Consider the following 26,943-nt stretch of genomic DNA (forward strand, 5'->3'; position numbering starts at 1 on the left):
AGCCATGTCCACCGACGAGATTCGCGCCATCGAGCTGCTGAACGGCGTGTCGTACGGCCGGGTGGCGACGAGTATGCGCGCGATGCCGTTCGTCGCACCCGCCCGGCACATCGTGGACGACGGCGGTGTCCTGCTCCGGATGCACCGGGGCCTCGGCTACCACCGGGCCTGCGCCGGCAGCGTCGTCGCCTACGGCGCGGACAACTTCAACTCGGGTGCCGAGAACCTGTGGTCCGTGCAGTTCACCGGCACCGCAGAGGTCGTCGAGCCGACCGAGGAGCAGCTGGCGGCCTTCGGCGCCGCACCCCAGGTCGTGGACGGCGAACCCTTCGAGCCGGTCTACATGCGCATCGAGCCCCAGTTCGTGACCCTGCACGAACTGGACTACACCATGGAGCGACATCTCCACCACGTAGCGTGATCTAACATCTGGGGAGTGCCGCGCTCATCTGAAACGCTCACTCCGCCCGTCGGCGCCCTGCTGCGCCGCTACCACGAGGCCGGTGAGCCGCTCTCCTGCGAACCCGTCACCCAGGGCCTCCTCAACCGCGGCTACCGCCTCGCCACCACCCGGGGCGCCTACTTCCTCAAGCAGCACCTCGACGCCCCCACCGCCGACCGGGACACCATCAGCCGCCAGCACCGCGCCACTCAGCGCCTGCACGCCCTCGGGCTTCCCGTCGCCCCGCCGCTCGCCGACTCCGCCGGCCGCACCGTCGCCGTCATCGGCGGCCGCTGCTACGCCCTCCACCCCTGGATCGACGGCCGCCATCGCGACGGCGCCCAGCTCTCCACCGGCGGATCGAGGCGCCTGGGAGCGCTCCTCGGGCACGTCCACACCTGCCTGGAGCAGGTGATGGAGTCCCCGCCGCCCGGCGCGGAGCACGAGAGCGCCCGCCCCGAGGACACCTTCCGGCTCATCGACGAACTGCTCCGGCTCTCCCGCGCCCGCCACCCCCGCACCGGCTTCGACGCGCTCGCCGAGCACCGGCTGCTCGAGCGCCGCGTGCTCCTCGCCGAGCACGCCCACCGCCGTCCCCCGGCCGCCGCGGCGGCCGGCTGGGTGCACGGCGACTTCCACCCGCTGAACCTGCTCTACCGGGGCGCGGAGCCGGCCGCGATCGTCGACTGGGACCGCCTGGGCGTCCAGCCACGGGCGGAGGAGGCGGTCAGGGCCGCCGCCATCTTCTTCGTACGGCCGGCGGGCGAGCTGGCCCTGGAGAAGGTGCGGGCGTACGCGCGGGCCTACCGGCGGGCGGCCGGCGCGGACGGGGCGGAACTGGCGTCCGCGGTGCACCGCGTGTGGTGGGAACGGCTCAACGACTTCTGGATACTGCGCTGGCGCTACCAGCTCCACGACCGAAGGGCCGACCCGCAGTTTCCTGCGGCGTCGGCCCTGGCGGTGTGGTGGACCCGCGAGTACGAGGCGGTACGCGACGCGTTCACGGGGTGAGTCTCACCAAACGGGTCAGGTGCCCGCGGTCGTACCGAGTGTCGTGCCCTGCGACGTGCCCGTGTTGGTGTTGCCCTGCGACGTGCCCGTGTTCGTATTGCCCTGCGACGTACCCGAGTTGGTGCTGCCGTCCGTGGTGCCCTCGGTGGTCCCCTCGGTGGTGCCCTCCGTGGTCCCCTCGGTGGTGCCCTCCGTCGTGCCCTCGGTGTCCGTGCCCCCGTCGGTCGTGCCCGTGGGCTCCGTCGACGGTTCGCCCGTCGGCGTGGCCGGCGTCGACGGCTTGTACGAGGGCTTGTAGGACGGCGTCCAGGGCTGCTGGTTGCCGCCCGTGGAGGTGTCCGGCTCCTCGGTCTCCTGCGTCGGCGTCTCCTGCGAAGGCGTCGACGGTTCCTGGGACGTGGACGGCGAGTCGGTGACGGCCGGCGGCTTGTTCGTACCGCCGCCCTTCTCACCGGCCTTGTCGAGCGCGTACACGACACCGGCCACGATCGCGATCATCGCGAGCGCCACGAAGAGCAGTACCTTGCCCCGACCGCTCTTGCCGCCGCCCTGGTGCCCGTAGCCGTCCTGCCCGTAGCCACCGTGGCCGCCGCCGTCGTATCCGCCGTCGTCCGGGTTCATCGGCGGCAGGATCGGGCGCTGCGACGTCTCGTGGTGCATCGGGTGCCCCATCGCGGTCGTCGCCGCGACGCCGCCGACCGGCGTGTGGCCGCCCTCGTGCACCTCCACCGGGCCCGTGTTCCACGTGCCGGTGTGACCGCCCGCCTGCTGGAGCATCTGCAGGCCGTACTGGATCAGCCCGCGCATCTCCTCGGCGCTCTGGAACCGGTCGTCCGGGTCCTTCGCGAGCGACCGCATCACGAGTCCGTCGAGCTCCGGCGGCGCCCCGTGGGCGACCTCGGACGGCGGGATCGGCGCGTCCTGCACGTGCTGGTAGACCACCGACAACGGTGTCTCGCCGGTGAAGGGAGGCCGCAGAGCGAGGAGTTCGTAGAGCAGACAGCCCGTGGCGTACAGGTCGGACCTGTGGTCCACGGCCTTTCCGAGCGCCTGTTCGGGGGAGAGGTACTGCGGCGTGCCCATGACCATGCCGGTCTGGGTCATCGTCGACTGCGCGCCGTGCAGGGCGCGCGCGATGCCGAAGTCCATGACCTTCACGGCGCCGGTGTGCGTGATGATGACGTTCGCGGGCTTGATGTCCCGGTGCACGATGCCGTGCTGGTGCGAGTACGCGAGCGCCTCGAGCACGCCGGAGACGATGATCAGGGCCTGCTCGGGACCCGGCGCCTCGGCGCTGATCAGCAGGTCGCGGATGGTGCGGCCCTCGACCAGCTCCATCACGATGTACGGCACGGAGTGGTTGTTTACGACGTCCTCGCCGGAGTCGTACACCGCCACGATCGCATGGTGGTTGAGCCCGGCGACCGACTGCGCCTCACGGGTGAAGCGGGCCTTGGAGACCGGGTCCTCGGCGAGGTCGGAGCGGAGCAGCTTCACGGCGACCGTGCGGCCCAGGCGGACGTCCTCGGCGGCGAACACCTCGGCCATGCCGCCTCGTCCGAGACGGTGCGTCAGCCGGTACCGTCCGTCACCGACCACTCCGCCGACGCCCCAGGACTCGGCGGCGGCGCCCGACAGGCCGCCGCCGCCTGCTTCGGATTCGGGTGCCATCAGTCCTCGCCGTCGTATGTCTGCCGTGCAATGCCGTACCGCCGTCACGCTACAGGCTTCGTCCGACACCACGGTTCGAGATGGACCGGTCATCCAACCCCTTCCGCGTACGCCTGTGCAAATTCCAGGCGGTTCCTGTAACGCTTGCGAGACGCTTCTCACGCGGAGTGTCACGGAACGGGCACCTGGCTTGACGTGTCGTTGCCCTGGGGCAGACTTGGCCAGGAAATTCCGATCAGCGCCGCCACGCGCGCGTAGGGGGAGCACGAATGAGCCAGGACGGCGCACAGGGCCGCTATGCGGGCGGTTCGGTCGCGAACGGCCGGTACCAGCTTCGCGACCTGCTCGGCGAGGGCGGTATGGCCTCCGTCTACCTGGCCTACGACAGCGCGCTCGACCGGCAGGTGGCCATCAAGACCCTGCACTCGGAACTCGGCCGGGAACAGTCGTTCCGCGAGCGGTTCCGGCGCGAGGCGCAGGCGGTCGCGAAGCTGTCGCACACCAACATCGTCTCGGTCTTCGACACCGGCGAGGACACCCTCGACGGCGCCGTCATGCCGTACATCGTCATGGAGTACGTGGAGGGGCAGCCGCTCGGCTCGGTCCTCGCCTCCGACGTACGGCAGTTCGGCGCGATGCCGGCCGACAAGGCGCTGAAGGTGACGGCCGACGTGCTGGCCGCGCTGGAGACCAGCCATGAAATGGGCCTGGTCCACCGGGACATCAAGCCCGGCAACGTGATGATGACCAAGCGCGGCGTCGTCAAGGTCATGGACTTCGGCATCGCGCGGGCCATGCAGTCCGGTGTCACCTCGATGACGCAGACCGGCATGGTCGTCGGTACTCCTCAGTACCTCTCCCCCGAGCAGGCCCTGGGTCGCGGTGTGGACGCCCGCTCCGATCTTTATTCGGTCGGCATCATGCTCTTCCAGTTGCTGACGGGCCGTCTTCCGTTCGACGCGGACTCGCCGCTCGCCATCGCGTACGCGCACGTCCAGGAGGAGCCGGTCGCGCCGTCCTCCATCAACCGCTCGGTGACGCCGGCGATGGACGCGCTCGTCGCCCGCGCGCTGAAGAAGAACCCGAACGAGCGCTTCCCGAGCGCGGCCGCGATGCAGGACGAGTGCCTTCGCGTGCTGTCGGCGGGGCAGACGGGCGCGCCGGTGATCGTGGCCGGTGGTCAGGTCAGCAGCGGTTCGGGCGTGGGTTCGGCGGTCTTCCCGCCGGTCGGCCAGACCCCGCCGCCCTCGGTGCACGGCGTCCAGCAGCCGTACCAGCCCCCGACGCCGCAGCCGGGCCCGTACGGCCCGCCGACGCCGGCCCCGTCCTACGGGTACCCGCAGCAGGCCCCGACGCCCGCCCCGGCGTACCAGACGCCCGCTCCCGGGCCGTACACGATGGCGCCGCAGGCGCATCAGCAGACGTCGGTCACCACGGGCGGCGGCTCCGGCTCCCGGCGGAACATGCCGGTGCTCGTGGGTGCGATCGTCGTGGCGCTGGTGGCGATCGGCGGCGTGATCACGGCGATCAACCTCAACAAGGACGACTCGGAGAAGAACGGGGGCGACAACCAGAACACGAGCCAGTCGCAGGCCCCCGGATACAAGGAGCCGGACCTCTCGAAGACCATCGAGACGAAGAAGTGCACGGAGCCGACCGAGTCGAGCGACGACCCGGACAAGTTCGAGGTCCCGAACTTCACGTACAAGAACATCCAGTCGGTGAAGGCCTGTATCCAGGCCGCGGGCTGGCAGATCAAGACGCAGACGCCGGTGGACGAGAACACCTACGGCGACGGCACGGTCCTGGAGCAGTACCCGCCGATCGGTGAGGACGTCAGCAAGGACGGCGCCGAGTTCACGCTCAAGGTCTCGACGGGCAACCCGCCGCAGTAGCCGTACGCCGAGAGCCCTCTGAGCAGGGCTCTCACTCCCTCCTCCCGTCCGGGATGCCGGATGTGTCCCGACATGTGACGCTGAGTTGAAACTCGGCGGCTCGGTACGGGAGGGGGTCACCCGGTGACTCCAGGACTCCGCGGTACGCGGACACGGGCCATCGGCCCGGTGGTCGTGTGCTGGCTGGTGGTGGGTGCCGTACCGGTCGCGTACGGGGCGGAGAGAGGGCCGACGGCGGACCCGAGACCCTCGTCGTCGACCGCCGCTCCCTCGAAACCGGCCGCGTCACCCTCGGTGCCGACGTCGTCGACCTCGGCGGCCACGCCGTCCCGGACGACCTCTCCCTCGCCCTCCTCCTCCGCCGCGCCCCGCCCGCGGCCTGCCGCCACGAACGGTGGCGTCTCCGGGCCTCCCGGCCCTCCCGCCGTGCCCACCTCGGGGCGGCCCACGCCCTCCTACATGGGCGAGCCCGCCCCGGCCGGTTCCATGGCGGGGCGGCCTGCCGCGGAGGGGCGCGAGCGGCCCGGCCGGCCCGTCCCGCCCCAGGAATCGAGCTCCTCCCCCGGGCCGGAGGAGCCCTCACGTACCAAAACGGCAACAGCCGACGAGTCTCCCGAGGAGGAGGACGGGTCGGACGACGGACTCGAAGCGGTACCCGAGACGGAGTCCACGACCGACACGCCCCCGCCCGCGTCCGCGCCCGCCGCGGCTCCCCGGCTCAGTCCCCGCGCCACCGCCACCACCGCTGACCGGCAGATTCCCGTCCTGACCCTCGGCGCGGGGCTCGCGATGGTGGGGCTCGGGATCGGTTTCCTCGGGGTTCGGATGCGCCGCCGCTGAGCGGCCCGCACCCCGCCCGGCCGTGCCTCGTCCCCCTTGAGTCGGACCCGGAGGTTCCGTCTCAGGTCGCTTGTCGTCTTGGGCATACCCGGTATACATACTGAGTATGTCGATCCGCCACGGGCTGCTCGCCCTCCTCGAACGCGGGCCTCGCTACGGCTCGCAGCTCCGCACGGAGTTCGAGTCACGCACAGGCTCCACCTGGCCTCTGAACGTCGGCCAGGTCTACACGACCCTCAACCGTCTCGAACGGGACGGCATGGTCGCGCAGGGCGGCGAGGACGACGCCGGCCATGCGCTCTACGCGATCACCGACAGCGGTCGCGAAGAGCTCAAGAACTGGTTCGCGAAGCCCGTGGACCGCACCAGCCCGGCCCGCGACGAGCTCGCCATCAAGCTCGCCATGGCCGTCGGGGCGCCCGGGGTCGACATCCGCGCCGTCATCCAGTCCCAGCGCCGCCACACCGTGAAGGCGATGCAGGACTACACCCGGCTCAAGGCCCAGGCACTCGCCGCCCTCGAGAGCGGCGAGTCCCGGGAACGCGACGACGTGGCCTGGCTCCTCGTCCTGGAGCAGCTGATCTTCCAGACCGAGGCCGAGGCCCGCTGGCTGGACCACTGCGAGGCCCGGCTGATCCGGCTCTCGACGGCCGCCGTCGGCACCACCGGCCTCTCCGACCGATCGGGCCCCGACACCGGACCCGGTACCGGCTCGGGTACCGACTCCGACGCCGGTGAGGCACGGCCGCCCGACTCCGCCGTCACGTCCTCCCGGGACGCCCGCCGGTCACCGCTGCGCTGAAACCGCGGCCCGCACACCGCACCGCACACGCACCACCACCTCAACCGCTCCGTACGAGACCAACCGCTCCGTACGACACCGCACGCGACCGCGCGTGACCGCACGTCACACGACCGTCCGTCGGCGTACGCCCAAGGGGGACCCCTCCATGTCCACACAGCAGCCCGTGCTGCAACTGCAGAACCTGACCCGTGTCCACGGCTCCGGCGAGACCGAGGTGCACGCCCTGCGCGGCATCGACCTCGATGTCTTCCCCGGTGAACTCGTCGCCGTCATGGGCCCGTCCGGCTCCGGAAAGTCCACCCTGCTCACCATCGCGGGCGGTCTCGACACCCCCACCTCCGGCCGGGTGATCGTCGAGAACACCGACATCACCACCGCCGGCCGCAAGGCCCTCGCGGCCCTGCGCCGCCGCAGCATCGGATACGTCTTCCAGGACTACAACCTGATCCCCGCCCTCACGGCCGCCGAGAACGTCGCCCTGCCCCGCGAGCTGGACGGCACCTCGGCACGCAAGGCGCGTGGCGAGGCCCTCGCCGCGCTCGAGGAGATGGACCTGGGTCACCTCGCCGACCGCTTCCCCGACGAGATGTCCGGTGGCCAGCAGCAGCGTGTGGCCATCGCCCGCGCCCTCGTCGGCGACCGTCGCCTCGTCCTGGCCGACGAGCCCACCGGCGCCCTGGACTCCGAGACCGGAGAGTCCGTCCTCGCCCTGCTGCGCTCGCGCTGCGACGCCGGCGCCGCGGGCGTGCTCGTCACCCACGAGCCGCGGTTCGCCGCCTGGGCCGACCGCGTCGTCTTCCTGCGGGACGGCGCCGTCGTCGACCAGACCGTCCGCAGCGAGGCCGACTCGCTCCTCTCGGGCCAGGCGGCCGAGCGGTGAACAACTGGTTCCACTCCTGGCGCGCCGCGATCCGTATAGCCCGCCGCGACGCCTGGCGCTACAAGGGCCGCAGCTTCCTGGTCCTCGCCATGATCGCCCTGCCCATCCTGGGTGTCAGCGCCGCCGATCTGACCTTCCGCAGCTCCGAGTTGTCCACCGAGGAGAGCCTGGACCGGACGATCGGCGCCGCCGACGCCCGGTTCACCGACGCCGCCGTGGCGGGCGTGCCGATCCTCCAGTCGCCGGACGGCGAGATGAGCACGCCGGCGCAGGACTACGGCGACAAGATGTGGCCCACCGGCACCACCGACGTCACCAAGACCTTCCCGGCCGGATCCACCGTCCTGACGGACAGCTCCGGAAACGCGAAGCTCACCACCGTCCACGGACTGCTCCAGACCGAGATCCGTGAGCTCAAGGCCGCCGACCCGATCGCCAAGGGCATCATGTCCCTCCAGGAGGGACGCTTCCCCGAGAAGGCGGACGAGTTCGCCGCGACCACGCACTTCCTGGAGAGCAGCGGCCTGTCGATCGGTTCGACCCTGTCCGCGCGCGGCTACGACAGGACCTACCGGATCGTCGGCTCCTACGAGCTCCCCAACGATCTGAAGGCCGACCAGGTCAACGCTCTGCCCGGTGCCTTCCTCGCCCCGTACTCGAAGGTGGCCGAGAAGGCCGGTATGACCCGGGGTGGCGTCGAGACCACGCACCTGGTGAAGGCCCCCGGTGGTTTCACGTGGAACACCGTGCAGCAGATCAACACCAAGGGTGTCGCCGTCGTCTCGCGCGCCGTGCTCCTCGACCCGCCCGCCGACTCCGAGGTCCCGCTGTACCAGAGGGAGGGCTGGGGCAACTACGAGTCCAGCGCGGGCGCCCAGGCCGCCGAACTCGCCGCGGTCGGCACGGTCGTCGGCCTCGCGATGCTGGAGATCTGTCTGTTGGCCGGACCCGCGTTCGCCGTCGGCGCGCGCCGCTCGCGCCGTCAGCTGGGGCTCGTCGGCGCCAACGGAGGCGACCGGCGCCACATCCGGGCCATCGTCCTGGGCGGCGGTCTCGTCATCGGTGTCGCCGCCGCCGTCACCGGCACGGTCCTCGCGCTGATTCTGACCTTCGCCCTCCAGCCGGTCCTCGAGGACTCGTTCGGGCAGCGTTTCGGCAGCTTCGACATACGCCCCCTGGAACTGCTCGCCATCGCGTTGCTCGCCGTTCTGACCGGCGTCCTGGCCGCGATCGTCCCGGCCGTCACCGCCTCCCGGCAGACCGTCCTGGCCTCGCTCACCGGCCGTCGCGGTGTCCGCCGCAGCAGCCGTGTGCTGCCGCTGGTCGGCCTGGGCGCCCTGCTCCTGGGCGCGGCGATCGCACTCTACGGATCGGTGATCTCCGACCAGTTCGTCATCGTCGCGGGCGGCAGCGCCATCGCCGAGCTGGGCGTGGTCGCCATGACCCCCGCCCTCGTGGGTCTCTTCGGCCGGACCGGCCGCTGGCTGCCCCTGTCGCCGCGCCTCGCCCTGCGGGACGCCGTGCGCAACCGGGGGCGTACGGCACCCGCCGTCGCCGCCGTGCTCGCCGCCGTCGCCGGAACCGTCGCCGTCTCCACGTACACGGCCAGCTCCGACGCCCAGGAGCGGGCCGAGTACCGGGCGAGCCTGCCGCACGGCGCGGTCTCCGCCCTCGTCATGGAGGACGGCGGCCGGGACGTCCCGGCGGTCCGCGATGCCGTCCAGCGCCACCTGCCCGTCGACGTCCGCGCGGATGTCGACCGTGTTCAGGTCGGCAAGCCCAACTGCCAGCCCTTCATGGACTCCCCGGGCTGCGGCAGGTCCGAGATCGTCATCCCGAAGGCCAACGAGTGCCCGCTGTGGACCTCCGAGAACGGCGAGGACCCTTCGGAGAAGTTCACCAAGGAACAGCGGCGCAAGCTCGCCGAGGACTGGCGTTGCAAGTCGAGCAACGACGGCGGCATCTACGTCGAGGGCGGGCTGACGATCGGCGACGCCAAGGTCCTGAAGGTCCTCGGAATCGACGATTCGGGAGCCGAGAAGGCCCTGGCCGAGGGCAAAATCGTTTCCTTCTCCAAGCCCCAGGTCGATGAGGGCGGAAAGATCTCCGTCAAGCTGATCGCCGACACCATGAAGGCGAGCGAGGCCGAGCAGGCCGGCAAGCCCGTCCCGGGCGAGATCAAGTCGCTTCCCGCCTACCTGGTACCCGGCGAGAAGAACTCGTACGGCGTCCAGGCGCTCCTCACCCCCGCCGCCGCCAAGGCCGCCGGCCTCAGCACGGCCCCGCTGGGCTCGCTGTTCTCCACCGACACGATGCCGACCAGCGAGCAGCGCCAGAAGCTCGACGGGGAGATCGCCAAGATCGGCAGCGATGTCGAGCTGCGCGTCGAGGACGGCTTCGTCGGCAAGAGCAGCATCATCCTCCTCTCGCTGGCCGTCTTCGCCGGTCTCGTCACCATCGGCGCCGCCGGTATCGCGACCGGCCTGGCGCAGGCCGACGCGGAGGCCGACCTCAAGACGCTCTCCGCCGTCGGAGCACCCCCGCGGGTCCGCCGTACGCTCAGCGGCTTCCAGTGCGGGGTGGTCGCCGCGATGGGTGTGATCCTCGGGTCGGCGGCCGGTGTCCTGCCGGCCGTGGGGCTGCGGCTCACCGAGGAACGCGAGCGGCTGGCGTTCTACGAGCGGGCGCTGGACGAGGGCTGGGGCGGCGTGGACGCCCCGCCGTACGTGCCGATCGTCGTCCCCTGGGAGACGCTGACAGGGCTGCTGGTGCTCGTGCCGATCGGTGCCGCGCTCCTGGCCGCCCTGGTCACCCGTTCGCGCGGAGCCCTGGCCCGCCGCGCCGCGATCTGACCGGACCGTTGCCGTCCCGTGCCCCCGGAGAAGGGTGGATCACCCTCCTCCGGGGGCACACCGTGTGGTGAGGCACGTGTGCGAGAGAATGGCGGCATGGAGATGCCGAGGAATGAACGGTCGCAGGAGAGCCCCCAGGTCCTCATCGTGGGACAGGACGGAATGGCGCTCGGCGGCACTCAGGGTGACGACGAATCCCGCGAGGTCCCGGTGACGGAAATGGTCGAGCAGCCTGCGAAGGTCATGCGCATCGGCAGCATGATCAAGCAGCTCCTGGAGGAAGTACGCGCGGCACCTCTCGACGAGGCCAGCCGCGTCAGGCTCAAGGACATTCACGCCAGTTCCGTGAAGGAGCTGGAGGACGGGCTCGCGCCCGAGCTGGTCGAGGAACTGGAGCGTCTCTCCCTGCCGTTCACGGACGAGGCGATCCCCTCCGAGGCGGAACTGCGCATTGCGCAGGCCCAGTTGGTGGGCTGGCTCGAGGGCCTCTTCCACGGAATCCAGACGGCGCTGTTCGCCCAGCAGATGGCGGCCCGTGCCCAGTTGGAGCAGATGCGCCGGGCGCTTCCGCCGGGTGCGCCGCACGACGATGACGACGACCAGGGCCACGGGCACGCGATCCGCTCGGGGCCGTACCTGTAGGCCGTAGGTCGCCTGTCGCAGGGGAAGGGCCCGGCACACACGCGTGTGTGCCGGGCCCTTCCACGTACAGGTAACCCTTGGAGCGGGTCAGGCCCGCGGGGCCAGCAGCAGGACCTTGCCCACGTGCGAGCCCGAGTCCAGTGCCCGGTGGGCCTCGGAGGCGTCGGGCATCGGCACCGTACGGTCGACCACGGGGCGTACCGTGCCCGCGCCGATCAGCGGCCAGACATGCTCGCGCACCGCGGCGACGATGGACGCCTTCTCGTGCAGCGGGCGGGCACGCAGCGTGGTCGCGGTGATCGCGGCACGCTTGGCGAGCAGGGCGCCGAGGTTCAGCTCGCCCTTCACCCCGCCCTGCATCCCGATGATCGCCAGGCGTCCGTTGACCGCGAGGGCCTTCACATTGCGATCCAGGTACTTCGCTCCGACGATGTCGAGGATCACGTCCGCCCCGGCCCCGTCCGTGGCCTTGCGCAGCTCCTCGACGAAGTCCTGCTCGCGGTAGTCGATGAGGATGTCCGCGCCCAGCTCGGCGCAGCGCGCCAGCTTCTCGGGGCCGCCGGCGGTGACGGCGACCCGTGCGCCGATGGCCTTGGCCAGCTGGATCGCCATGGTGCCGATGCCGCTCGCACCGCCGTGCACCAGCAGCGTCTCGCCGGGCCGCAGGTGGGCGATCATGAAGACGTTCGACCAGACGGTGCTGGTGACCTCGGGCAGCGCCGCGGCGGTGACCAGGTCCACCCCGTCCGGTACCGGCAGCAGCTGGCCGACGGGCACGACGACCTTCTCCGCGTAACCGCCGCCCACGAGCAGCGCGCACACCTCGTCGCCGACGGACCAGCCGGACACCCCCGGCCCGAGCTCGGTGATGCGCCCCGAGCATTCGAGGCCGGGGTACGGGGAGGTGCCCGGCGGCGGGTCGTAGAAGCCCTGTCGCTGGAGCAGATCGGCACGGTTGACGGCGCTCGCCACCACCTCGACGAGGACCTCGCCCTCGCCGGGCACGGGATCGGGCACCTCGGCCCAGACGAGTGCCTCGGGGCCGCCGGGTTCCGGAATCGTGATCGCATGCATGGCGGCGAGGCTACTCGGGCGGCGTCGACAGCGGGGTGACGGGCGCCGCCCGGACGATCGTGATCACACGGTCCGTCAACTGCAGTGGGCTGGCGGCGGGATCGTCGTATCCGAGCAGCCGGTGTCCGCGCAGCACGCTGACCACCAGGTCCTCGGTCTCCCGTACGTTCTTGCCCACCTCGGCCTTTATCACCGGCCGTTCCACCAGATCGAGCCCCGAACCCTGCTGGATCAGGTCCTCCATCACCGTGCCCGCGCTGGGGCTGAGCACGGAGAGACCGAGGAGCCGGCCGGCGGCGCTGGCGCTGGTGATCACGGCGTCCGCACCGGACTGGCGCAGCAGCTGCGCGTTCTCCTCCTCGCGGACCGCGGCGACGATCTTCGCGCCCCTGTTGAGCTGCCGGGCGGTGAGCGTCACCAGGACGGCGGTGTCGTCGCGCTGGGTGGCGATGACGATCTGACGGGCTTTCTGGACCTCCGCGCGGAGCAGCACATCGCTTCGGGTGGCGTCGCCGACGACTCCGACGAAGCCGTCCGCGTTCGCCGTCTCGATCACCTTCGTCGAGGGGTCGACGATGACGATCTGTTCCTTCCGCAACCCTGTCGCGCAGAGCGTCTGGATCGCCGAGCGGCCCTTGGTGCCGAAGCCGACGACGACAGTGTGCTCACGCAAGGTGGACCTCCAGCGGTTCAGCCGCCACTCCTCCCGGGTCCGTTCGGTGAGGACCTCGAGAGTGGTGCCGACCAGGATGATCAGGAACAGGACGCGCAAGGGCGTGATCACCAGAATGTTGATGAGCCGCGCCGAGTCGCTGTACGGGACGATGTCGCCGTATCCCGTGGTGGAGAGGGTGACGGTCGCGTAGTAGGCGCAGTCGAGGAAGTCCAGGGTTTCGTCGGCGTTGTCGTGGTAGCCGTCGCGATCGAAATAGACGATCAAGGTGGTCAGGGTCAGCACGCCGAGGGCCATCAGCAGCCGTCTGGTCACCTGCCGCAGAGGCTTCTCGACGATGCGCCGGGGCATCCGGATCCGGGACGGAGACGTCTTCTCGTCCGCGTTCCGGGCCATGACGTCACGGCTGGGAAGTTTCACGTGAAACACGCTCCTTGGGACGCACCCTGTCCTGGTGCCTGGCCCGGGGCCACCGGCCAGGGGAGGTCGAGGATCTCCAGTGCGTCCCCCGACCGCGCGCCCCCGGGCGGCACGACGGCCATCCCGTCCGCGGCGGCGATGCCCCTGAGCATCGCCGGGCCGTTGTAGTGCAGCGGCACGACCTCGTCGCCCCGGTGGGCGACCGGGACGAGCCGGGTGTCGTACGGGTGGCCTTGGACCTCGTCCCGTACGGACACGCTGTACGGCGGCGGGACCGGGGCGCCCGCGAGGGCACCCAGCAGCGGCTCGGCCAGCGTGAGCAGTCCGGAGACTGCGGCGAGGGGGTTGCCGGGCAGGCCGACCAGGTGCCGGCCGCCGTCGAGGCGGGCGAGCAGCATCGGATGGCCGGGGCGGACCTTCACACCGTCGACCAGGAGCACGGCTCCGGCCTTGGCGAGGACCGGGTGGACGTGGTCGACGGGCCCCGCGGCCGTGCCCCCGGTGGTGATCACGAGGTCGGCCTCGGAACCGGTGACGGCGGCGTACAGGGCGTCGGCGTCGTCGCCGATCCGCCGGGTGGCGAGCACGTCGGCGCCGAGCGCGTTCAGCCAGGGGCCGAGCATGGGGCCGAGGGCGTCCCGGATCAGACCGTCGTGGGGGAGTCCGGCCGTCAGAAGCTCGTCGCCGAGGACGAGGACCTCCACACGGGGGCGGGGCAGGGTCGCCAGCTCGTCGTAGCCGGCGGCGGCAGCGAGGCCGAGGACGGCGGGGGTCACCGCCGTCCCGGCGGGCAGCAGCCGGTCGCCGGAGCGGCACTCCTGTCCGCGGGGGCGGATGTCCTGGCCGGGCAGGACCTCGCGCCGGGCGTGCAGATGGCCGCCGGAGTCCGTGCGGGCGTGTTCGCTGCGGATGACCGCTGTGGTCTCGGGCGGGACGCGTGCGCCGGTGGCGATCCGTACCGCCGTGCCGTCGGCGAGCGGCGCAAGCGGAGCGTGGCCGGCGAGAACCGCGCCCTCCTCGTGGATCTTCCACGGGCCGGGTCCCGCGACCGCCCAGCCGTCCATGGCGGAGGTGTCGAAGGACGGCAGATCGGTGAGCGCGCGGAGCGGCTCGGCGAGGACCTGGCCGAGGGCCTGTCCGAGGGGCGTACGGCGGGGTTCGCGACCGGATCCGATCGCGGCCCCGGCCCGAGCAGCGGCCGCCCGGGCGGCGGGCCAGGCGGTGGCGCGGTGGGGATCGGAGGAGCGGGACGGGCCGGGGTGGGACGGGCCGGAGTCGGACGGGCCGGAATGGCGGTCGCCGGGGCGCTGATCGGCGGACGCGGGGTCGGCGGACTGCCCGGCGGGCCGCCCGGCGGACCGTTCTGCCGACCCGGACTCGGCGGCGCGGGGCTCGGCGGGTCGGGATTCGGCGCGTCGGGATTCGGCGGCGCGCGGCGGGGCGACGAGGGCGAGGGCCTCGTCGCTGCCGTCGCTCTCGGGCTCGGGGGCGGCCTCCGGGCCGGTCCCGGACCCGGCCGCCCGCTCCTGTGGGGTCATCCGGCTTCGCCCTGCCCTGCTTCGCCCTGCCCTGCTTCGGCCTGCTCCGCTTCGGCGGCCCAGCGGTTGGCGAGGGCGGCGGCCTTGCGGGCGGCCTCGGCGACCGCCTTGGGGCCGCCGTCGGCACCTGCCGCCTGCGCCGCCGCGTACCCGACCAGGAACGTGGTCAGCGGCGCGGCGGGGCGGGCGACCCCGTGGGCGGCGTCCCGGGCCAGATCGAGCAGCACGCCGGTGTCGACGTCGATCTCGATGCCCAGCTCGTCCTTGACTGCGGTGATCCATTCGTCCAGCACGTTCCCATGCTCCCTGATGCGGGCCCGGGCCGCGGCAATGTCCTCCCAGGTGTCGCAGTCGAAGGAGGCGAGGGGCTCCGCGGCGACCCGGACGATGTGGAGCTCCCCCGTGAGCAGACGCAGCGGGAGGCCGGCGAGGGTGCCATGCGCGCCGGCGATGAGAGCCAGCTCACGCCGGAGTGCCTCGGTGCGGTAGGCGGCCACGAGCGGCTGGTCCCGGCCGTCGGCGTCCACCAGCAGCGCGGCCTCGGCGTCGGGCGCGGCGGTCAGGGCGGCCAGGAGCTGCCGACCGGTGCCCTCGTCGAGGAACGGCAGGTCGGCGGAGAGGACGAGCGCCGTGTCGGCGTCCACCTCGCGCACCCCGGCGTCGAGCGCGGCCAACGGCCCTCCACCGGGCGGCTCTTCCCTGGCCCACACCACGGGGCGGACAGTCGTCCGCCGACCGCCGACGACCACGGTGCGCCCGGCGCCCCGGCAGCCCGCGAGGACCCGGTCGAGCAGCGCCCGGCCCCCGACCCGCACCGCGGGCTTGTCCGCCCCGCCGAGCCGCTTCGCGGCACCCCCGGCGAGCACGATGGCGTCATACACGGTCGTCATCCCAGCAGTATGATCCGCGCCCGCCCGGTACGACCCCGAAGATCGCCGCCCGTCTCACGTACGGAGACAGGCGGCCGATCCGGGGACGGGGCCGTCAGAGCGTGCGGAGCAGGACCGCGGGGCGCTCGACACAGTCCGCGACGTAGCGCAGGAACCCGCCCGCGGTGCCGCCGTCGCAGACACGGTGGTCGAAGGTCAGCGACAGCTGGACGACCTGGCGGACGGCCAGCTCCCCCTCGTGGACCCACGGCTTGGGGATGATCCGGCCCACCCCGAGCATCGCCGCCTCCGGGTGGTTGATGATCGGCGTCGATCCGTCGACCCCGAACACCCCGTAGTTGTTCAGCGTGAACGTCCCGCCGGTCAGGTCCGCCGGCGTCAGCGTCCCCTGCCGGGCGGACTCGGTCAGCCGCGCGAACTCCTCCGTCAGCGACTCCGCCGTGCGCGTACCCGCGTCCCGAACCACCGGGACGACGAGTCCGCGCGGGGTCTGCGCCGCGAAACCGAGGTGCACCGACGGCAGCCGGACGATCTCCCGGGCCGCCGTGTCCACCGTGGAGTTGAGCTCCGGGAAACGGGCCAGGGCATGGGTGCAGATCCGGGCGAGGAGCGCGAGCAGCGAGATCTTCGGCCCACCCGCCGCGTTCATCGCGACCCGCGCCGCCATGAGCTCGGTGGCATCGGCGTCGACCCAGCAGGTCGCGTCCGGGATCTCCGTACGGCTGCGCGAGAGCTTGTCGGCCACGGCGCCGCGGACTCCGCGCAGCGGAACACGCTCGCCTCCGGCGGCGACGACGGCCACGGGCGACGGCGCGGCAGCAGCAGGTGCCGGGCGCTCGGTGGCGGCCAGGACCGACTCCACGTCGGCCCGCAGAATCAGTCCGGCCGGACCTGATCCGCGCACCTCGCGCAGATCGAGCCCCTTGTCCCGGGCAAGCTTCCGAACGAGCGGGGAGATCACCGGCACGGGTCCCTCGGGAAGCACCGGCTTCACGGGCGCCGCCACCTGGGCGACGGGGGCCGCCGGAGCGGTGTCCTTGCGGACGCGGCGCCTGCGCGCCGCCGGCCCCGCCGTGCCGTAGCCGACGAGCACATTGCCGGAGTACTCCGAGGACTCGGCGTCCTCGGCGGCCGCCCCGGACTTCGCGGGCGCCGCCACGGGAGCTTCCGTTCCGCCCACGGCGACCGTGAGCAGCGGTGCGCCGACGGGCAGTTCGGTGCCCTCCTCACCGAAGCGGGCGGTCACCACCCCGCCGTAGGGACAGGGAACCTCGACCATCGCCTTGGCGGTCTCGACCTCGACGACGGGCTGGTCGATGGCGACGACGTCGCCGACGTTCACCAGCCAGCGCACGATCTCCGCCTCGGTCAGCCCCTCGCCGAGGTCCGGCAGCTTGAACTCGAGCACCTGGGCCATCAGCTCCCCGCCTCCCACTGCAGCCGCGCCACCGCGTCGAGCACCCGGTCCACGCCCGGCAGATGGTGCCGCTCCAGCATGGGCGGCGGGTACGGGATGTCGAACCCGGCGACCCGCAGGACGGGTGCCTCCAGGTGGTGGAAGCAGCGCTCGGTCACGCGGGCGGCGATCTCCCCGCCCGGCCCGCCGAAGCCGGCCGACTCGTGCACCACGACCGCACGTCCGGTGCGCCGCACCGACGCGCTGACGGTCTCGTCGTCGAACGGCACGAGCGAGCGCAGGTCGACGACCTCCAGGTCCCAGCCCTCGGCCCGGGCGGCCTCGGCGGCCTCCAGGCAGACCGGCACGGACGGGCCGTACGTGATCAGCGTGGCGCTGGTGCCGCGGCGCCGCACGACGGCCTTGCCGATCGGCTCCACCTGCGCGGGCGCCTCGGGCGACCAGTCGGACTTCGACCAGTAGAGCCGCTTGGGCTCCAGGAAGACGACCGGGTCGTCGGAGGCGATCGCCGCCCGCAGCAGCCCGTACGCGTCCTCGACGGTGGCCGGGGTGACGACATGGAGGCCCGGGGTCGCCATGTAGTACGCCTCGGAGGAGTCGCTGTGGTGCTCGACGCCGCCGATCCCGCCGCCGTACGGCACCCGGATCACCATCGGCATCGGCATCGAGCCGCGCGTGCGGTTCCGCATCCGCGAGACATGGCTGATCAGCTGCTCGAACGCCGGGTAGGCGAAGGCGTCGAACTGCATCTCCACGACCGGCCGCAGCCCGTACATCGCCATGCCGACGGCGGTGCCCAGGATGCCGGCCTCGGCCAGCGGGGTGTCCGTACAGCGGTCCTCGCCGAACTCCTTGGCGAGGCCGTCGGTGACGCGGAAGACACCGCCGAGCGTGCCGACGTCCTCGCCCATGACGTGGACGGTCGGGTCCTCGGCCATCGCGTCCCGCATGGCCCGCTGCAGCGCCTGCGCCATCGTGGCCGGCTTCGCGGGCTTGGCGGCCTTGGCCGCCGCCACCTGGGTCGTCATCACGCCTCGCTCTCGGCGTCGAGCTCGGCACGCAGCTGCGCGGCCTGCTCGCGCAGCTGGGTGGTCTGCTCGGCGTAGACGTGCGAGAAGAGATCCATCGGGTCGAGCACCGGCTCGGCGTTCATCCGCTCGCGCAGCGCCGCCGCCATCGTCTCGGCGGCCTCGGCCGCGGCCCGCTTTCCGTCCTCGTCGAGCATCCCGCGCTCCGTCAACTCCCGCTCCAGGAGCAGGATCGGGTCGTGTGCCCGCCACGCCTCGACCTCGCTGTCGCCGCGGTAGCGGGTGGCGTCGTCGGCGTTGGTGTGGGCCTCGATGCGGTACGTGATCGCCTCGATCAGCGTCGGTCCGCCGCCCCGGCGCGCACGTGCCACGGCCTCGGTGAGCACCTGGTGGACGGCGACGGCGTCGTTGCCGTCGACGAGCCGGCCGGGCATTCCGTAGCCGACGGCCTTGTGGGCCAGGGAGGGCGCCGCGGTCTGCTTGGCGAGCGGCACGGAGATCGCGAAGCCGTTGTTCTGCACCAGGAAGACCACGGGGGCCTGCCAGACGGCCGCGAAGTTCAGCGCCTCGTGGAAGTCGCCCTCGCTGGTGCCGCCGTCGCCGACCATGGCGAGCGCGACCACGTCGTCGCCCTTGAGCCGGGCGGCGTGGGCCAGGCCCACCGCGTGCGGGAGCTGGGTGGCGAGAGGCGTGGACAGCGGCGCTATGCGGTGCTCACGCGGGTCGTACCCGGTGTGCCAGTCGCCGCGCAGCAGCGTCAGCGCCTGGACCGGGTCCAGGCCGCGGGCGACGGCCGCGAGGGTGTCGCGGTACGAGGGGAAGAGCCAGTCCCGGTCCTCCAGGGCCAGCGCGGCCGCGACCTCGCAGGCCTCCTGGCCGGTCGTCGACGGATACACGGCGAGCCGGCCCTGCTTGGTGAGGGCCGTGGCCTGCGCGTTGTACCGCCGACCGCGCACCAGCTCCGCGTAGAGCCGCCGCAGCAGCTCGGGGTCGGCGGCGGCAACCGCGTCCGTGCCGAGGACACGGAACGGCTCGGCGTCGGGCAGCAGGGGGGCCGGGTCGGTGCGCGGCTTCCACGCCGGGGGCGGGGTGGGCCGGTAGACAGGGGTGGCACCGGGCGGCTCTTGGACTGTCGAACTGCGCTGTTGCAACGAGTCCACCTCCTCGTGGGAGCGGGCATAAGACCCGAAGGCGGGTGGCGCGGGTGTGGCGCGCCTCACCTACCGATTGTTCGGTCGTGGAGGCATTTTGGCTACAGGCACCCTCAGCCTGTGGACAATCGGTTCTCCACAGCCTGGGATGGAAGCATGTCGTCCATGGGAGAGAGGCGGGGGGACATGGCGGATGAACAAATGGCCGAGAGCTGGGAGCGGGAGCTCGCCCAGCCGCCGGGCAATGCGCCCGGCGGGGCGTCACAGGTGCCCCAGGGCCCTCCGGCGCGCCCGCTGGACTCCATCGACCGCGACATCCTGCGCATCCTCCAGACGGACGGTCGCGCCTCGATACGCTCCGTGGCCGAGCGGGTGCATGTGTCCAGGGCCAACGCCTACGCGCGGATCAACCGGCTCATCGACGACGGGGTGATCCGCGGCTTCAGCGCCCGGGTCAACCACGAGCGCGCGGGCCAGGGCGCCTCCGCCTACATCACGCTCAAGATCGTCCAGAATTCCTGGCGCACCGTGCGCGAGCAGCTCCAGGCACTGCCGGGGGCCGCGCACATCGCGCTGGTCAGCGGGGACTTCGACGTCCTCCTGCTGGTCCACACCCCCGACAACCGGACCCTGCGCGAGCTGGTGCTCACCAAGCTCCAGTCCATCCCCGAGGTGCTCTCCACCCGCACACTGCTGGTCTTCGAGGAGACGGACCTCGACCCGGACCACTGAGAGGCCCGTACGGGGCCGCAGAGCGGTGGGCCCGTACGGGGCCGCTGAGCGGGCCCCGGACGGCTTCAGCGGGCCGTACGCAGCCCGTCGAACGCGAGATGGACCACGGTGTCGGCGAGCTGCTCACGGACCGCGTCGGCGCCCGGCAGCGGCCGGTACCACTCCACCAGCGAGTTGATCATGCCGAAGAGCAGTCGCGTGGCCAGCTTGATGTCCACATCGGCCCGCAGGTCACCGTCAGCCACGGCCGCCTTCAGCAGCTCGGCGACCCTCTGGTCGAACTCCCGGCGCCGCTCCATCGCCCACCGCTCGGTGTCGGTGTTGCCCCGGACCCGCAGCAGCAGCGTCACGTAGGGAAGCTCCGCCATCAGCACCTCGACGGTGCGCCGGGTGACGTACTCGACCCGTTCGATGGCCCGCCCGCGCCCCGCGCCCGGCTCGTCGAGGATCGCGAAGAGCCCGTCGATGGCCCGGCTGACGGCCCGCCGCAGCAGCTCCTCCTTGCCCGCGACATGGTGGTATATCGAGGACTTGGAGATCCCCGCGGCCTTGGAGAGGTGCTCCATGGACGTGCCGTCGTAGCCGCGCTCGTTGAAGACGCGTACGGCGACGGAGAGCAGCGTCTCGGGGGTGTACGTGTCGCGCTTCGCGGTGGTCATGCCTTCGCCTCCTGCGCGGCCGCGGCCGCCTCGGCGGCGACCCGCTCGGCGGCGGCCCGGCGGAGCAACGCCTGCGAGGGGGCGTAGCGCCCCGTCGGGTACTCCTCGTGGAGGTTCGACAGCATCTCGAGGACCCAGCCGGCGCCCAGCTCCTCACCCCAGGCGAGGGGCCCGCGCGGGTAGTTCACGCCGAGCCGCATCGCGGTGTCGATGTCGTCGCCTTCGGCCACCGAGCGCGCGGCGGCGTCGAAGGCGAAGTCGGCGAGCATCGCGACCGTACGGGCGACGATCATGCCGGGGATGTCGCGGATGACGCTGACCGCCTTGCCCGCCGCCTGGATGAGGCCGATCGCCTCCTGGAGGGCGCTGTCGTCCACGGTGGCCGAGGGCGCGAGCGCGATCCGCTCGCAGGTGTAGAAGTTCAGCGCCAGGTCGAAGTGGATGACCGGCATCGCGGCCTCGTCGGCCGAGGTCCCGTCGGCGAGGAAGAGCCGGGTGCCGCTCGGCAGCTCGATCCAGCCCGGGTAGCCGGGCACGCCTTCGTTGCCGAAGTCGACCGGGATCGCGGCTTCCTGGATCCGCGCCACCAGGTCGCGCATGTGCTCGAAGTCGCCCTGGACGGTCACGGAGGCCGGCGGCTCGGCCGGGGGCGCGGTGTGCGGCCGGGGGGCCGCCGCACCCTCCCCGTACGGGTACCAGCCCTGCCCCGACTTGCGGCCGAGCCGCGCCGACTCGACGAGGCGCCGCTGGGCGAGGGACGGCGTGAACTTGGGGTCCTGGTAGAAGGACTCCCACACGGACCGGGTGACGGCCTCGTTGACGTCCTGGCCGATGAGGTCGGTCAGTTCGAAGGGGCCCATCCGGAAGCCGCCGCACTCGCGCAGCACCGCGTCGATGGTGGCGGGGTCGGCCGCGCCCTCCTCGTACACCCGCAGCGCCTCCGCGTAGAAGGGCCGGGCTATCCGGTTGACGATGAACCCGGGGGTGTCGGCGCAGCGCACCGGCGTCTTGCCCCAGCTCTTCGCGGTCTCGTACGCGCGCGTGGCGGCGGATTCGTCGGTGGCGAAGCCGCTGACGACCTCGACGAGCGGCAGCAGCGGGGCCGGGTTGAAGAAGTGCAGCCCGACGAACCGGCCGGGCAGTCGCAGCCCTCCCGCGATCGCGGTGACGGAGAGGGAGGAGGTGTTGGTGGCGAGCAGGGTGTCGTCGCCGACGATCTTCTCGAGCTCGCCGAAGAGCTGCTGCTTGACCGGAAGGTGCTCGACGATCGCCTCGACGACGAGCGCGGCGTCGGCCAGCTCGGTCAGCTCGGCCGCGGCGTGGAGCCGCGCGACGGCTCCGTCGCGCTCGGCCCGGTCCATCCGCCCCTTCTCGACGAGGCGGTCCAGGCGGGCGGCGAGGGCCGTCACGGCCTCCTCGGCCCGGCCGGGCGCGCTGTCGTAGAGCCGGACGGGATGGCCGGCGACCAGGGCGACCTGCGCGATTCCCTGGCCCATGGTCCCCGTGCCGACGACGGCGACGGTCCGGCTCCGGTCGATGGCGTCGGTGCCGGGCTCGGGCACGGAAACCGGCGCGGGCTTCGGCGCGGAACCCGGGACGGCGTCCGGCGCGGAGTCGCTCACATTGGCGGTCATGCGACTGATCCTCCCCGATGGGTTGTCCACAGCTTCGACAGACCCCCTTGTCCCGACCGATCGTTCGGTTACTCTAACTCTGTCCGTCCCTTCCTGCCCAGCTCAACGAGGAGTTGGTCCTGCCATGGCCGCCGCTCAGCTGACCACCGACGCTCTGGCCGAGAAGCACCGGTCCACACTCGACCAGGCTCTCGACACGATCCGCACCCGTGCCTACTGGTCGCCCCACCCCGAGCACCCGAAGGCCTACGGCGAGAACGGCTCGCTGGACGCCGCCGCCGGTCTCGACGCGTACAAGGCTCTGCTCGACACCCGCTTCGAGCTGGACCAGCCCGGCACGGACGGCTGGACCGGTGGCGAGGTCTCGCCGTACGGCCCGGCGCTCGGCGTGGAGTACCCGCACGCCGACATCGACGTCCTGCTGCCCGCGATGCGCGCCGGCATGGGCGCCTGGCGCGAGGCCGGACCCGAGGTCCGTGCCCTGGTCTGTATCGAGATCCTCGCCCGGATCTCCGCCCGCACCCACGAGTTCGCGCACGCGGTGATGCACACCAGCGGCCAGGCCTTCATGATGGCGTTCCAGGCCGGCGGCCCGCACGCGCAGGACCGCGGCCTGGAGGCGGTGGCGTACGCGTACGCGGAGCAGACCCGCACCCCCGGCGGCGCCGCCCACTGGTCCAAGCCGCAGGGCAAGCGGGACCCGCTGGAGCTGACCAAGGAGTTCACCCCGGTCGCCCGCGGCATCGCGCTGATGATCGGCTGCAACACCTTCCCGACCTGGAACGGCTACCCCGGCCTGTTCGCCTCCCTGGCCACCGGCAACCCGGTCCTGGTCAAGCCCCACCCCCGGGCCGTCCTCCCGCTGGCGCTCACGGTCCGCGTGGCCCGCGAGGTCCTCGCCGAGGCCGGCTTCGACCCGAACCTGGTCGCGCTGGCCGTCGAGCGGCCCGGCGAGGGCATCGCCAAGACCCTGGCCGTCCGCCCCGAGGTCCGGATCATCGACTACACCGGTTCCACCACCTTCGGCGACTGGCTGGAGGCCAACGCCCGCCAGGCGCAGGTCTACACGGAGAAGGCGGGCGTCAACACGGTCGTCGTCGACTCCACCGACGACTACAAGGGCATGCTCTCCAACCTGGCCTTCTCGCTGTCCCTGTACAGCGGCCAGATGTGCACGACCCCGCAGAACCTGCTGATCCCCCGCGACGGCATCACCACCGACGCGGGCACCAAGTCGTACGACGAGGTGGTCGCCGATCTCGCGGCGGCGGTGGGCGGCCTGCTGGGCGACGACGCCCGGGCGAACGCCCTGCTCGGCGCGCTGGTCAACCCGGACGTGAAGGCGCGCCTGGAGGCCGCGGCCGGCCTGGGCGAGGTGGCGCTGACCTCCCGCGAGGTGGCGAACCCGGACTTCCCGGGCGCCGTCGTCCGTACGCCGGTGATCGTGAAGCTGGACGGCTCCAAGCCCGACGCGGACGCCGCGTACTTCTCCGAGTGCTTCGGCCCGGTGTCCTTCGCCGTCTCCGTCGACTCGACCGCCGACGCCCTCGAGCTGCTGCGCCGCACGGTCCGTGAGAAGGGCGCGATGACGGTCGGGGCGTACACCACCTCGGCCGACACCGAGCGCGCCGTCGAGGAGGTCTGCCTCGAGGAGTCGGCCCAGCTCTCGCTGAACCTGACGGGCGGGGTCTACGTCAACCAGACGGCGGCGTTCTCCGACTTCCACGGCTCCGGCGGAAACCCGGCCGCGAACGCGGCCCTGTGCGACGCGGCGTTCGTCGCCAACCGCTTCCGGGTGGTGGAGGTCCGCCGCCAGGCGTGAGCCACGGTCTCGCGGAGGCCCTACGGGGTCTCCGCGAGCCCTTCCGGACCCTCGATCTCGGCGTACCGCTGCACCCAGGCGTGCATCGCGATCGCGGCCGCGGCCCCCGCGTTGATCGAACGGGTCGAACCGAACTGGGCGATCGAGCAGACCATCTCCGCGTGCTTGCGGGCCTCCTCGGTCAGACCCGGCCCTTCCTGGCCGAAGAGCAGCACACAGCGCCGCGGCAGCACGGTGCGCTCCAGCGGCACCGCGCCCGGCAGGTTGTCGATCCCGATGATCGGCAGGCCCTCGGCCGCGGCCCACGCGGTCAGCGACTCGGTGTCCGGGTGGTGGCGCACATGCTGGTAGCGGTCCGTGACCATCGCTCCGCGCCGGTTCCAGCGCCGGCGACCCACGATGTGGATCTCCTTCGCCAGGAAGGCGTTCGCGGTCCGCACCACCGACCCGATATTGAAGTCGTGGCCCCAGTTCTCCACCGCGACATGGAAGTCGTGCCGACGGGTGTCCAGGTCGGCGACGACCGCCTCCCGCGTCCAGTACCGGTACCGGTCGACGACATTGCGCCGGTCCCCGCCCGCCAGCAGCTCGGGGTCGTAGCGCTCGCCGTCCGGCCAGGGCAGCGGATGCGGCCCGACACCGACCTCGGGGGCGTACCCCTCGTCGTACTGGATCGGCTCGGACTGTTCTGCGGTGCTCACCCCACGAGGGTACGGGCGGCGGGTTCCTCACTCGAACGGCGCTGATCGGGCACCTTGCCACGCGTGCGGGACAGCAGCCGGTCCCGGCCGAGCCCCACCCGCGCGCCCAGCCAGACCAGGAACGCCGTCGGCAGGAACACCGCGTCCGCGGAGATCATCGCGAGCGAGAACAGGGGCAGTCCGAGCAGCAGCGCGATCCCGGCGTGCTCCAGCATCATCGCCACCAGCAGGACGTTCTTGACCTTGCGGTTGAACAGGGCGAAGGGGAACGCGACCTGGATCATCACGGTGCCGTACGTCAGGACCATGACCATCACACCGCTGGAGCCGAGGAAGTCGGAGAGCGCGGGCCACGGAGTGAAGTAGTCCAGCTGGAGCGGGTAGTACAGCGCGGTGCCGTCCTGCCAGCGCGAACCCTGGATCTTGTACCAGCCGGCCGTGGCGTAGATCAGACAGACCTCGGCCATGATCACGACGAGGGTCGCGTTGTGGGCGAGATTGGCGAGGACGTCGAGGAGTGTGCGCGGCTCGCCCGGGGCGTAGCGGCACACCGCCCACCACAGCGCCTGCGCCAGCCACAGCACCCACAGCAGCACCAGCAGCCATGTGGAGCCGGTGGCACCGAGGAAGTACGTGGCGGCGAGCAGGAAGCCGCCGAGCACCACCCACAGCAGCGGTCCGACGACGTCGCGGCGGGGCGGCAGACCGTCGGCCGCGTCACGGGCCTCGCGGGCCGCCCGGCGGGCGTCCAGGGACCAGACCTGGCCGCAGCGGGTCAGGACGAGGTAGATCGCGGCGAGGTGGATGACGTTGTCACCGCCGTCGCCCACGAAGACGGAGCGATTCTGCAGGGACAGCACGCCGACCATGAAGACGACGGACATGGCGCGGGTGCGCCAGCCGACCAGCAGCAGGGCGGCGGAGAGCACGGCGATCGCGTAGACGAGCTCGAACCAGAGCCCGCCGTCCGACCACATCAGTACCGTGAAGGCGCTGTTGTCGGCGATCAGCTGCCGGCCCATCTCCCACGACCAGGGACTGTCGGGGCCGTACAGCTCATGTCGGTGGGGCAGCTCGCGGAGCAGGAAGAGCAGCCAGGTGAGCGAGAAGCCGATCCGGATGATCGCGCTCTGGTACGGCCCGAGGGCACTGGCCGTGACCCGCTGGATGGCCCGCGCGAGCCGCCGGTCGACGGGCTCGGGGGGCAGGCCGGGAGCGGCGTACTCACCCGGGGCAGCGTGGACGCCGGGGGTCGGGGCCTGGTGCACGGGGGCGTGGGTCTCGGCGACCTGGTTCTCGGGGACCTGGTTCGGGGAGGGCTGGTTCACCGGGCCGCCTCCGTACGGTCGTGCCGAACTCCGCCGGGCAGATCGGCGGCGGATATCTTCCACCACGGGAACTCCCGGTGGACGGGGTCCGTGGCGGTCTTCTCGGTGCTCCACGACGGGGCCGGGACGGCGCGAACGGTGGAGCGCAGCTGGATCCGCTCCACCGCGCCGTCGAGGCGCTGCTCGTCGAGGCGGAGCATGACGATCCGGCGGACGTAGCTCTCGGAGAGCCGGCCGCGCAGGCCTTCGGGCCGGTGGTCCTCGGTGTGGGTGTTCAGGTAGAAGTCCCACGCCCGGCGGAGCTCGTTCTGCTCCGTGTGGCTGGGGAGGAGGCTGCCGCGGATGGCCTCGGTGTCCTGCGCGGTCAGATCGATCCAGTCGGTGGTGCGCCGTGAGCCGTCGGCGGCGGCGACCTCGGCGCGGACCTGGACGGCGTTGTTCTGCTGGAGCGGGTTGGGCGCGAAGAGCTTCCAGTTCTGCTCGAACTCGGGATATATCCAGTCGTCGACGACCGCTCCGTGCTGCTTGGTCAGCGTGTTCGACGGCGCGACGTGCAGAAACACCATCACGAGATGAACCAGGGCGAAGACGCCGACGGCGGCGAGCGCGACCGCCGCGGTGACCTGGTACGGAAGCGAGAGCGAGGCGATCCCGGGGCCCGTGCGGGGCTCCCGTCCGGTGGCTGGGCGCGCCTCGCGCGCGCCCGCGTCGTCGTACGAGTCCATCCCGCCCCGATCCCCGATCCGTGCACCGCAGTTATCCACAGGGTTGACACCATACGGGCCGCCGACCGACCATTGAAGTCATTCAACCGAACGATCGGTCGGTAGGCCGGCGC

The 26,943-nt window shown here is 72.0% G+C and carries 24 protein-coding genes; 10 read left to right on the forward strand and 14 right to left on the reverse strand.

Annotated elements, in window-relative coordinates; translation table 11 throughout:
• Positions 1-4 precede the first annotated feature (4 nt).
• Positions 5-421: a pyridoxamine 5'-phosphate oxidase family protein gene (locus ACFC0D_RS13455; protein WP_376434350.1), complete on the forward strand. Its 417-nt coding sequence runs from the start codon at positions 5-7 to the stop codon at positions 419-421.
• A gap of 15 nt (positions 422-436) precedes the next feature.
• Positions 437-1,453, forward strand: coding sequence for a phosphotransferase (locus tag ACFC0D_RS13460; protein ID WP_376434352.1), 1,017 nt, complete (start codon positions 437-439; stop codon positions 1,451-1,453).
• Positions 1,454-1,468: 15 nt separating this feature from the next.
• On the opposite strand, the gene ACFC0D_RS13465 is transcribed toward ACFC0D_RS13460, so the two are convergent.
• Positions 1,469-3,124, reverse strand: coding sequence for a protein kinase (locus ACFC0D_RS13465; RefSeq protein ID WP_376434354.1), 1,656 nt, complete (start codon positions 3,122-3,124; stop codon positions 1,469-1,471).
• A 269-nt stretch (positions 3,125-3,393) separates the two neighbouring features.
• Between ACFC0D_RS13465 and ACFC0D_RS13470 the strand changes: the two genes are divergently transcribed.
• Positions 3,394-5,019, forward strand: coding sequence for a protein kinase (locus ACFC0D_RS13470; RefSeq protein WP_376434356.1), 1,626 nt, complete (start codon positions 3,394-3,396; stop codon positions 5,017-5,019).
• A 116-nt stretch (positions 5,020-5,135) separates the two neighbouring features.
• On the opposite strand, the gene ACFC0D_RS13475 is transcribed toward ACFC0D_RS13470, so the two are convergent.
• The gene (locus ACFC0D_RS13475) at positions 5,136-5,468 is read right to left on the reverse strand and encodes a hypothetical protein (RefSeq protein ID WP_376434358.1); all 333 of its coding nucleotides are present in this window, start codon (positions 5,466-5,468) and stop codon (positions 5,136-5,138) included.
• A gap of 10 nt (positions 5,469-5,478) precedes the next feature.
• Here ACFC0D_RS13475 and ACFC0D_RS13480 point away from each other — a divergent pair, with 10 nt between their 5' ends.
• From ACFC0D_RS13480 to ACFC0D_RS13500, 5 genes are all read left to right on the forward strand, one after another.
• Positions 5,479-5,859: a hypothetical protein gene (locus ACFC0D_RS13480; RefSeq protein ID WP_376434360.1), complete on the forward strand. Its 381-nt coding sequence runs from the start codon at positions 5,479-5,481 to the stop codon at positions 5,857-5,859.
• Positions 5,860-5,965: 106 nt separating this feature from the next.
• Positions 5,966-6,661 carry a PadR family transcriptional regulator gene (locus ACFC0D_RS13485; RefSeq protein WP_376434362.1) on the forward strand — a complete coding sequence of 232 codons (696 nt, stop codon included), beginning with the start codon at positions 5,966-5,968 and terminating at the stop codon, positions 6,659-6,661.
• Positions 6,662-6,809: 148 nt separating this feature from the next.
• Entirely contained in the window at positions 6,810-7,544 is a 735-nt protein-coding gene (locus ACFC0D_RS13490) for an ABC transporter ATP-binding protein (RefSeq protein WP_376434364.1), read from the forward strand.
• Positions 7,541-10,396, forward strand: coding sequence for an FtsX-like permease family protein (locus ACFC0D_RS13495; protein WP_376434366.1), 2,856 nt, complete (start codon positions 7,541-7,543; stop codon positions 10,394-10,396). Before ACFC0D_RS13490 ends, ACFC0D_RS13495 begins: the two co-directional genes overlap by 4 nt.
• Positions 10,397-10,492: 96 nt before the next feature.
• Positions 10,493-11,038 (forward strand): bacterial proteasome activator family protein, encoded by a 546-nt coding sequence (locus tag ACFC0D_RS13500; RefSeq protein ID WP_376434368.1) that lies wholly within the window; start codon positions 10,493-10,495, stop codon positions 11,036-11,038.
• Positions 11,039-11,125: 87 nt separating this feature from the next.
• On the opposite strand, the gene ACFC0D_RS13505 is transcribed toward ACFC0D_RS13500, so the two are convergent.
• The 7 genes from ACFC0D_RS13505 to pdhA all read right to left on the reverse strand — a co-directional run bounded on the left by ACFC0D_RS13505 (position 11,126) and on the right by pdhA (position 19,238).
• Complete coding sequence (locus tag ACFC0D_RS13505; RefSeq protein WP_376434370.1) at positions 11,126-12,112, reverse strand: NAD(P)H-quinone oxidoreductase; 987 nt, start codon at positions 12,110-12,112, stop codon at positions 11,126-11,128.
• 10 nt (positions 12,113-12,122) lie between these two features.
• Entirely contained in the window at positions 12,123-13,181 is a 1,059-nt protein-coding gene (locus ACFC0D_RS13510) for a potassium channel family protein (RefSeq protein ID WP_376434427.1), read from the reverse strand.
• Positions 13,182-13,201: 20 nt separating this feature from the next.
• A complete protein-coding gene (locus tag ACFC0D_RS13515) occupies positions 13,202-14,743 on the reverse strand; it encodes a molybdopterin-binding protein (RefSeq protein WP_376434372.1) in 1,542 nt (513 codons plus the stop codon).
• Entirely contained in the window at positions 14,740-15,633 is an 894-nt protein-coding gene (locus ACFC0D_RS13520; RefSeq protein WP_376434374.1) for an NTP transferase domain-containing protein, read from the reverse strand. Before ACFC0D_RS13520 ends, ACFC0D_RS13515 begins: the two co-directional genes overlap by 4 nt.
• 94 nt (positions 15,634-15,727) lie before the next feature.
• The gene (locus ACFC0D_RS13525) at positions 15,728-17,050 is read right to left on the reverse strand and encodes a dihydrolipoamide acetyltransferase family protein (protein WP_376434376.1); all 1,323 of its coding nucleotides are present in this window, start codon (positions 17,048-17,050) and stop codon (positions 15,728-15,730) included.
• The gene (locus ACFC0D_RS13530; RefSeq protein ID WP_376434378.1) at positions 17,050-18,078 is read right to left on the reverse strand and encodes an alpha-ketoacid dehydrogenase subunit beta; all 1,029 of its coding nucleotides are present in this window, start codon (positions 18,076-18,078) and stop codon (positions 17,050-17,052) included. The genes ACFC0D_RS13525 and ACFC0D_RS13530 overlap by 1 nt, the downstream gene beginning before the upstream one ends.
• Positions 18,078-19,238: a pyruvate dehydrogenase (acetyl-transferring) E1 component subunit alpha gene (gene pdhA / locus ACFC0D_RS13535; RefSeq protein WP_376434429.1), complete on the reverse strand. Its 1,161-nt coding sequence runs from the start codon at positions 19,236-19,238 to the stop codon at positions 18,078-18,080. The genes ACFC0D_RS13530 and pdhA overlap by 1 nt, the downstream gene beginning before the upstream one ends.
• Before the next feature lie 177 nt (positions 19,239-19,415).
• Here pdhA and ACFC0D_RS13540 point away from each other — a divergent pair, with 177 nt between their 5' ends.
• A complete protein-coding gene (locus tag ACFC0D_RS13540; RefSeq protein ID WP_376434380.1) occupies positions 19,416-19,961 on the forward strand; it encodes an Lrp/AsnC family transcriptional regulator in 546 nt (181 codons plus the stop codon).
• 65 nt (positions 19,962-20,026) lie between these two features.
• On the opposite strand, the gene ACFC0D_RS13545 is transcribed toward ACFC0D_RS13540, so the two are convergent.
• Both ACFC0D_RS13545 and ACFC0D_RS13550 read right to left on the reverse strand, forming a co-directional pair.
• Positions 20,027-20,620, reverse strand: coding sequence for a TetR/AcrR family transcriptional regulator (locus ACFC0D_RS13545; RefSeq protein ID WP_329118546.1), 594 nt, complete (start codon positions 20,618-20,620; stop codon positions 20,027-20,029).
• Positions 20,617-22,116, reverse strand: a complete 1,500-nt coding sequence (locus tag ACFC0D_RS13550) for a 3-hydroxyacyl-CoA dehydrogenase (RefSeq protein ID WP_376434431.1) — start codon at positions 22,114-22,116, stop codon at positions 20,617-20,619. Before ACFC0D_RS13550 ends, ACFC0D_RS13545 begins: the two co-directional genes overlap by 4 nt.
• Positions 22,117-22,378: 262 nt before the next feature.
• Between ACFC0D_RS13550 and paaN the strand changes: the two genes are divergently transcribed.
• Complete coding sequence (gene paaN, locus ACFC0D_RS13555) at positions 22,379-24,076, forward strand: phenylacetic acid degradation protein PaaN (protein ID WP_376434383.1); 1,698 nt, start codon at positions 22,379-22,381, stop codon at positions 24,074-24,076.
• 20 nt (positions 24,077-24,096) lie between these two features.
• Here the strand turns inward: paaN and ACFC0D_RS13560 are convergent, their stop codons facing one another.
• From ACFC0D_RS13560 to ACFC0D_RS13570, 3 genes are read right to left on the reverse strand one after another with little or no spacing between them, the layout of a single operon-like run.
• On the reverse strand, positions 24,097-24,777 hold the full coding sequence (locus ACFC0D_RS13560) for a TrmH family RNA methyltransferase (protein ID WP_376434385.1): 681 nt from the start codon (positions 24,775-24,777) through the stop codon (positions 24,097-24,099).
• Positions 24,774-26,105, reverse strand: coding sequence for an HTTM domain-containing protein (locus ACFC0D_RS13565; protein WP_376434387.1), 1,332 nt, complete (start codon positions 26,103-26,105; stop codon positions 24,774-24,776). Before ACFC0D_RS13565 ends, ACFC0D_RS13560 begins: the two co-directional genes overlap by 4 nt.
• Complete coding sequence (locus tag ACFC0D_RS13570) at positions 26,102-26,830, reverse strand: DUF5819 family protein (RefSeq protein WP_376434389.1); 729 nt, start codon at positions 26,828-26,830, stop codon at positions 26,102-26,104. The genes ACFC0D_RS13565 and ACFC0D_RS13570 overlap by 4 nt, the downstream gene beginning before the upstream one ends.
• Positions 26,831-26,943 lie beyond the last annotated feature (113 nt).

Origin of the sequence: Streptomyces sp. NPDC056222 (genome assembly GCF_042264065.1) — a bacterium.
In the GTDB taxonomy this organism is placed as follows: domain Bacteria; phylum Actinomycetota; class Actinomycetes; order Streptomycetales; family Streptomycetaceae; genus Streptomyces.

Bases quoted from the DNA above. Each gene is read 5' to 3' on its own strand.
- ACFC0D_RS13465 (WP_376434354.1), bottom strand. From the start codon at position 3,124: ATGGCACCCGAATCCGAAGCAGGCGGCGGCGGCCTGTCGGGCGCCGCC.
- ACFC0D_RS13570 (WP_376434389.1), bottom strand. From the start codon at position 26,830: ATGGACTCGTACGACGACGCGGGCGCGCGCGAGGCGCGCCCAGCCACC.
- ACFC0D_RS13480 (WP_376434360.1), top strand. From the start codon at position 5,479: ATGGGCGAGCCCGCCCCGGCCGGTTCCATGGCGGGGCGGCCTGCCGCG.
- ACFC0D_RS13520 (WP_376434374.1), bottom strand. From the start codon at position 15,633: ATGACGACCGTGTATGACGCCATCGTGCTCGCCGGGGGTGCCGCGAAG.
- ACFC0D_RS13515 (WP_376434372.1), bottom strand. From the start codon at position 14,743: ATGACCCCACAGGAGCGGGCGGCCGGGTCCGGGACCGGCCCGGAGGCC.
- ACFC0D_RS13490 (WP_376434364.1), top strand. From the start codon at position 6,810: ATGTCCACACAGCAGCCCGTGCTGCAACTGCAGAACCTGACCCGTGTC.
- ACFC0D_RS13455 (WP_376434350.1), top strand. From the start codon at position 5: ATGTCCACCGACGAGATTCGCGCCATCGAGCTGCTGAACGGCGTGTCG.
- ACFC0D_RS13485 (WP_376434362.1), top strand. From the start codon at position 5,966: ATGTCGATCCGCCACGGGCTGCTCGCCCTCCTCGAACGCGGGCCTCGC.
- ACFC0D_RS13530 (WP_376434378.1), bottom strand. From the start codon at position 18,078: ATGACGACCCAGGTGGCGGCGGCCAAGGCCGCCAAGCCCGCGAAGCCG.
- ACFC0D_RS13545 (WP_329118546.1), bottom strand. From the start codon at position 20,620: ATGACCACCGCGAAGCGCGACACGTACACCCCCGAGACGCTGCTCTCC.
- paaN (WP_376434383.1), top strand. From the start codon at position 22,379: ATGGCCGCCGCTCAGCTGACCACCGACGCTCTGGCCGAGAAGCACCGG.
- ACFC0D_RS13500 (WP_376434368.1), top strand. From the start codon at position 10,493: ATGGAGATGCCGAGGAATGAACGGTCGCAGGAGAGCCCCCAGGTCCTC.
- ACFC0D_RS13510 (WP_376434427.1), bottom strand. From the start codon at position 13,181: ATGGCCCGGAACGCGGACGAGAAGACGTCTCCGTCCCGGATCCGGATG.
- ACFC0D_RS13550 (WP_376434431.1), bottom strand. From the start codon at position 22,116: ATGGGCCAGGGAATCGCGCAGGTCGCCCTGGTCGCCGGCCATCCCGTC.
- ACFC0D_RS13525 (WP_376434376.1), bottom strand. From the start codon at position 17,050: ATGGCCCAGGTGCTCGAGTTCAAGCTGCCGGACCTCGGCGAGGGGCTG.
- ACFC0D_RS13470 (WP_376434356.1), top strand. From the start codon at position 3,394: ATGAGCCAGGACGGCGCACAGGGCCGCTATGCGGGCGGTTCGGTCGCG.
- ACFC0D_RS13505 (WP_376434370.1), bottom strand. From the start codon at position 12,112: ATGCATGCGATCACGATTCCGGAACCCGGCGGCCCCGAGGCACTCGTC.
- ACFC0D_RS13540 (WP_376434380.1), top strand. From the start codon at position 19,416: ATGGCGGATGAACAAATGGCCGAGAGCTGGGAGCGGGAGCTCGCCCAG.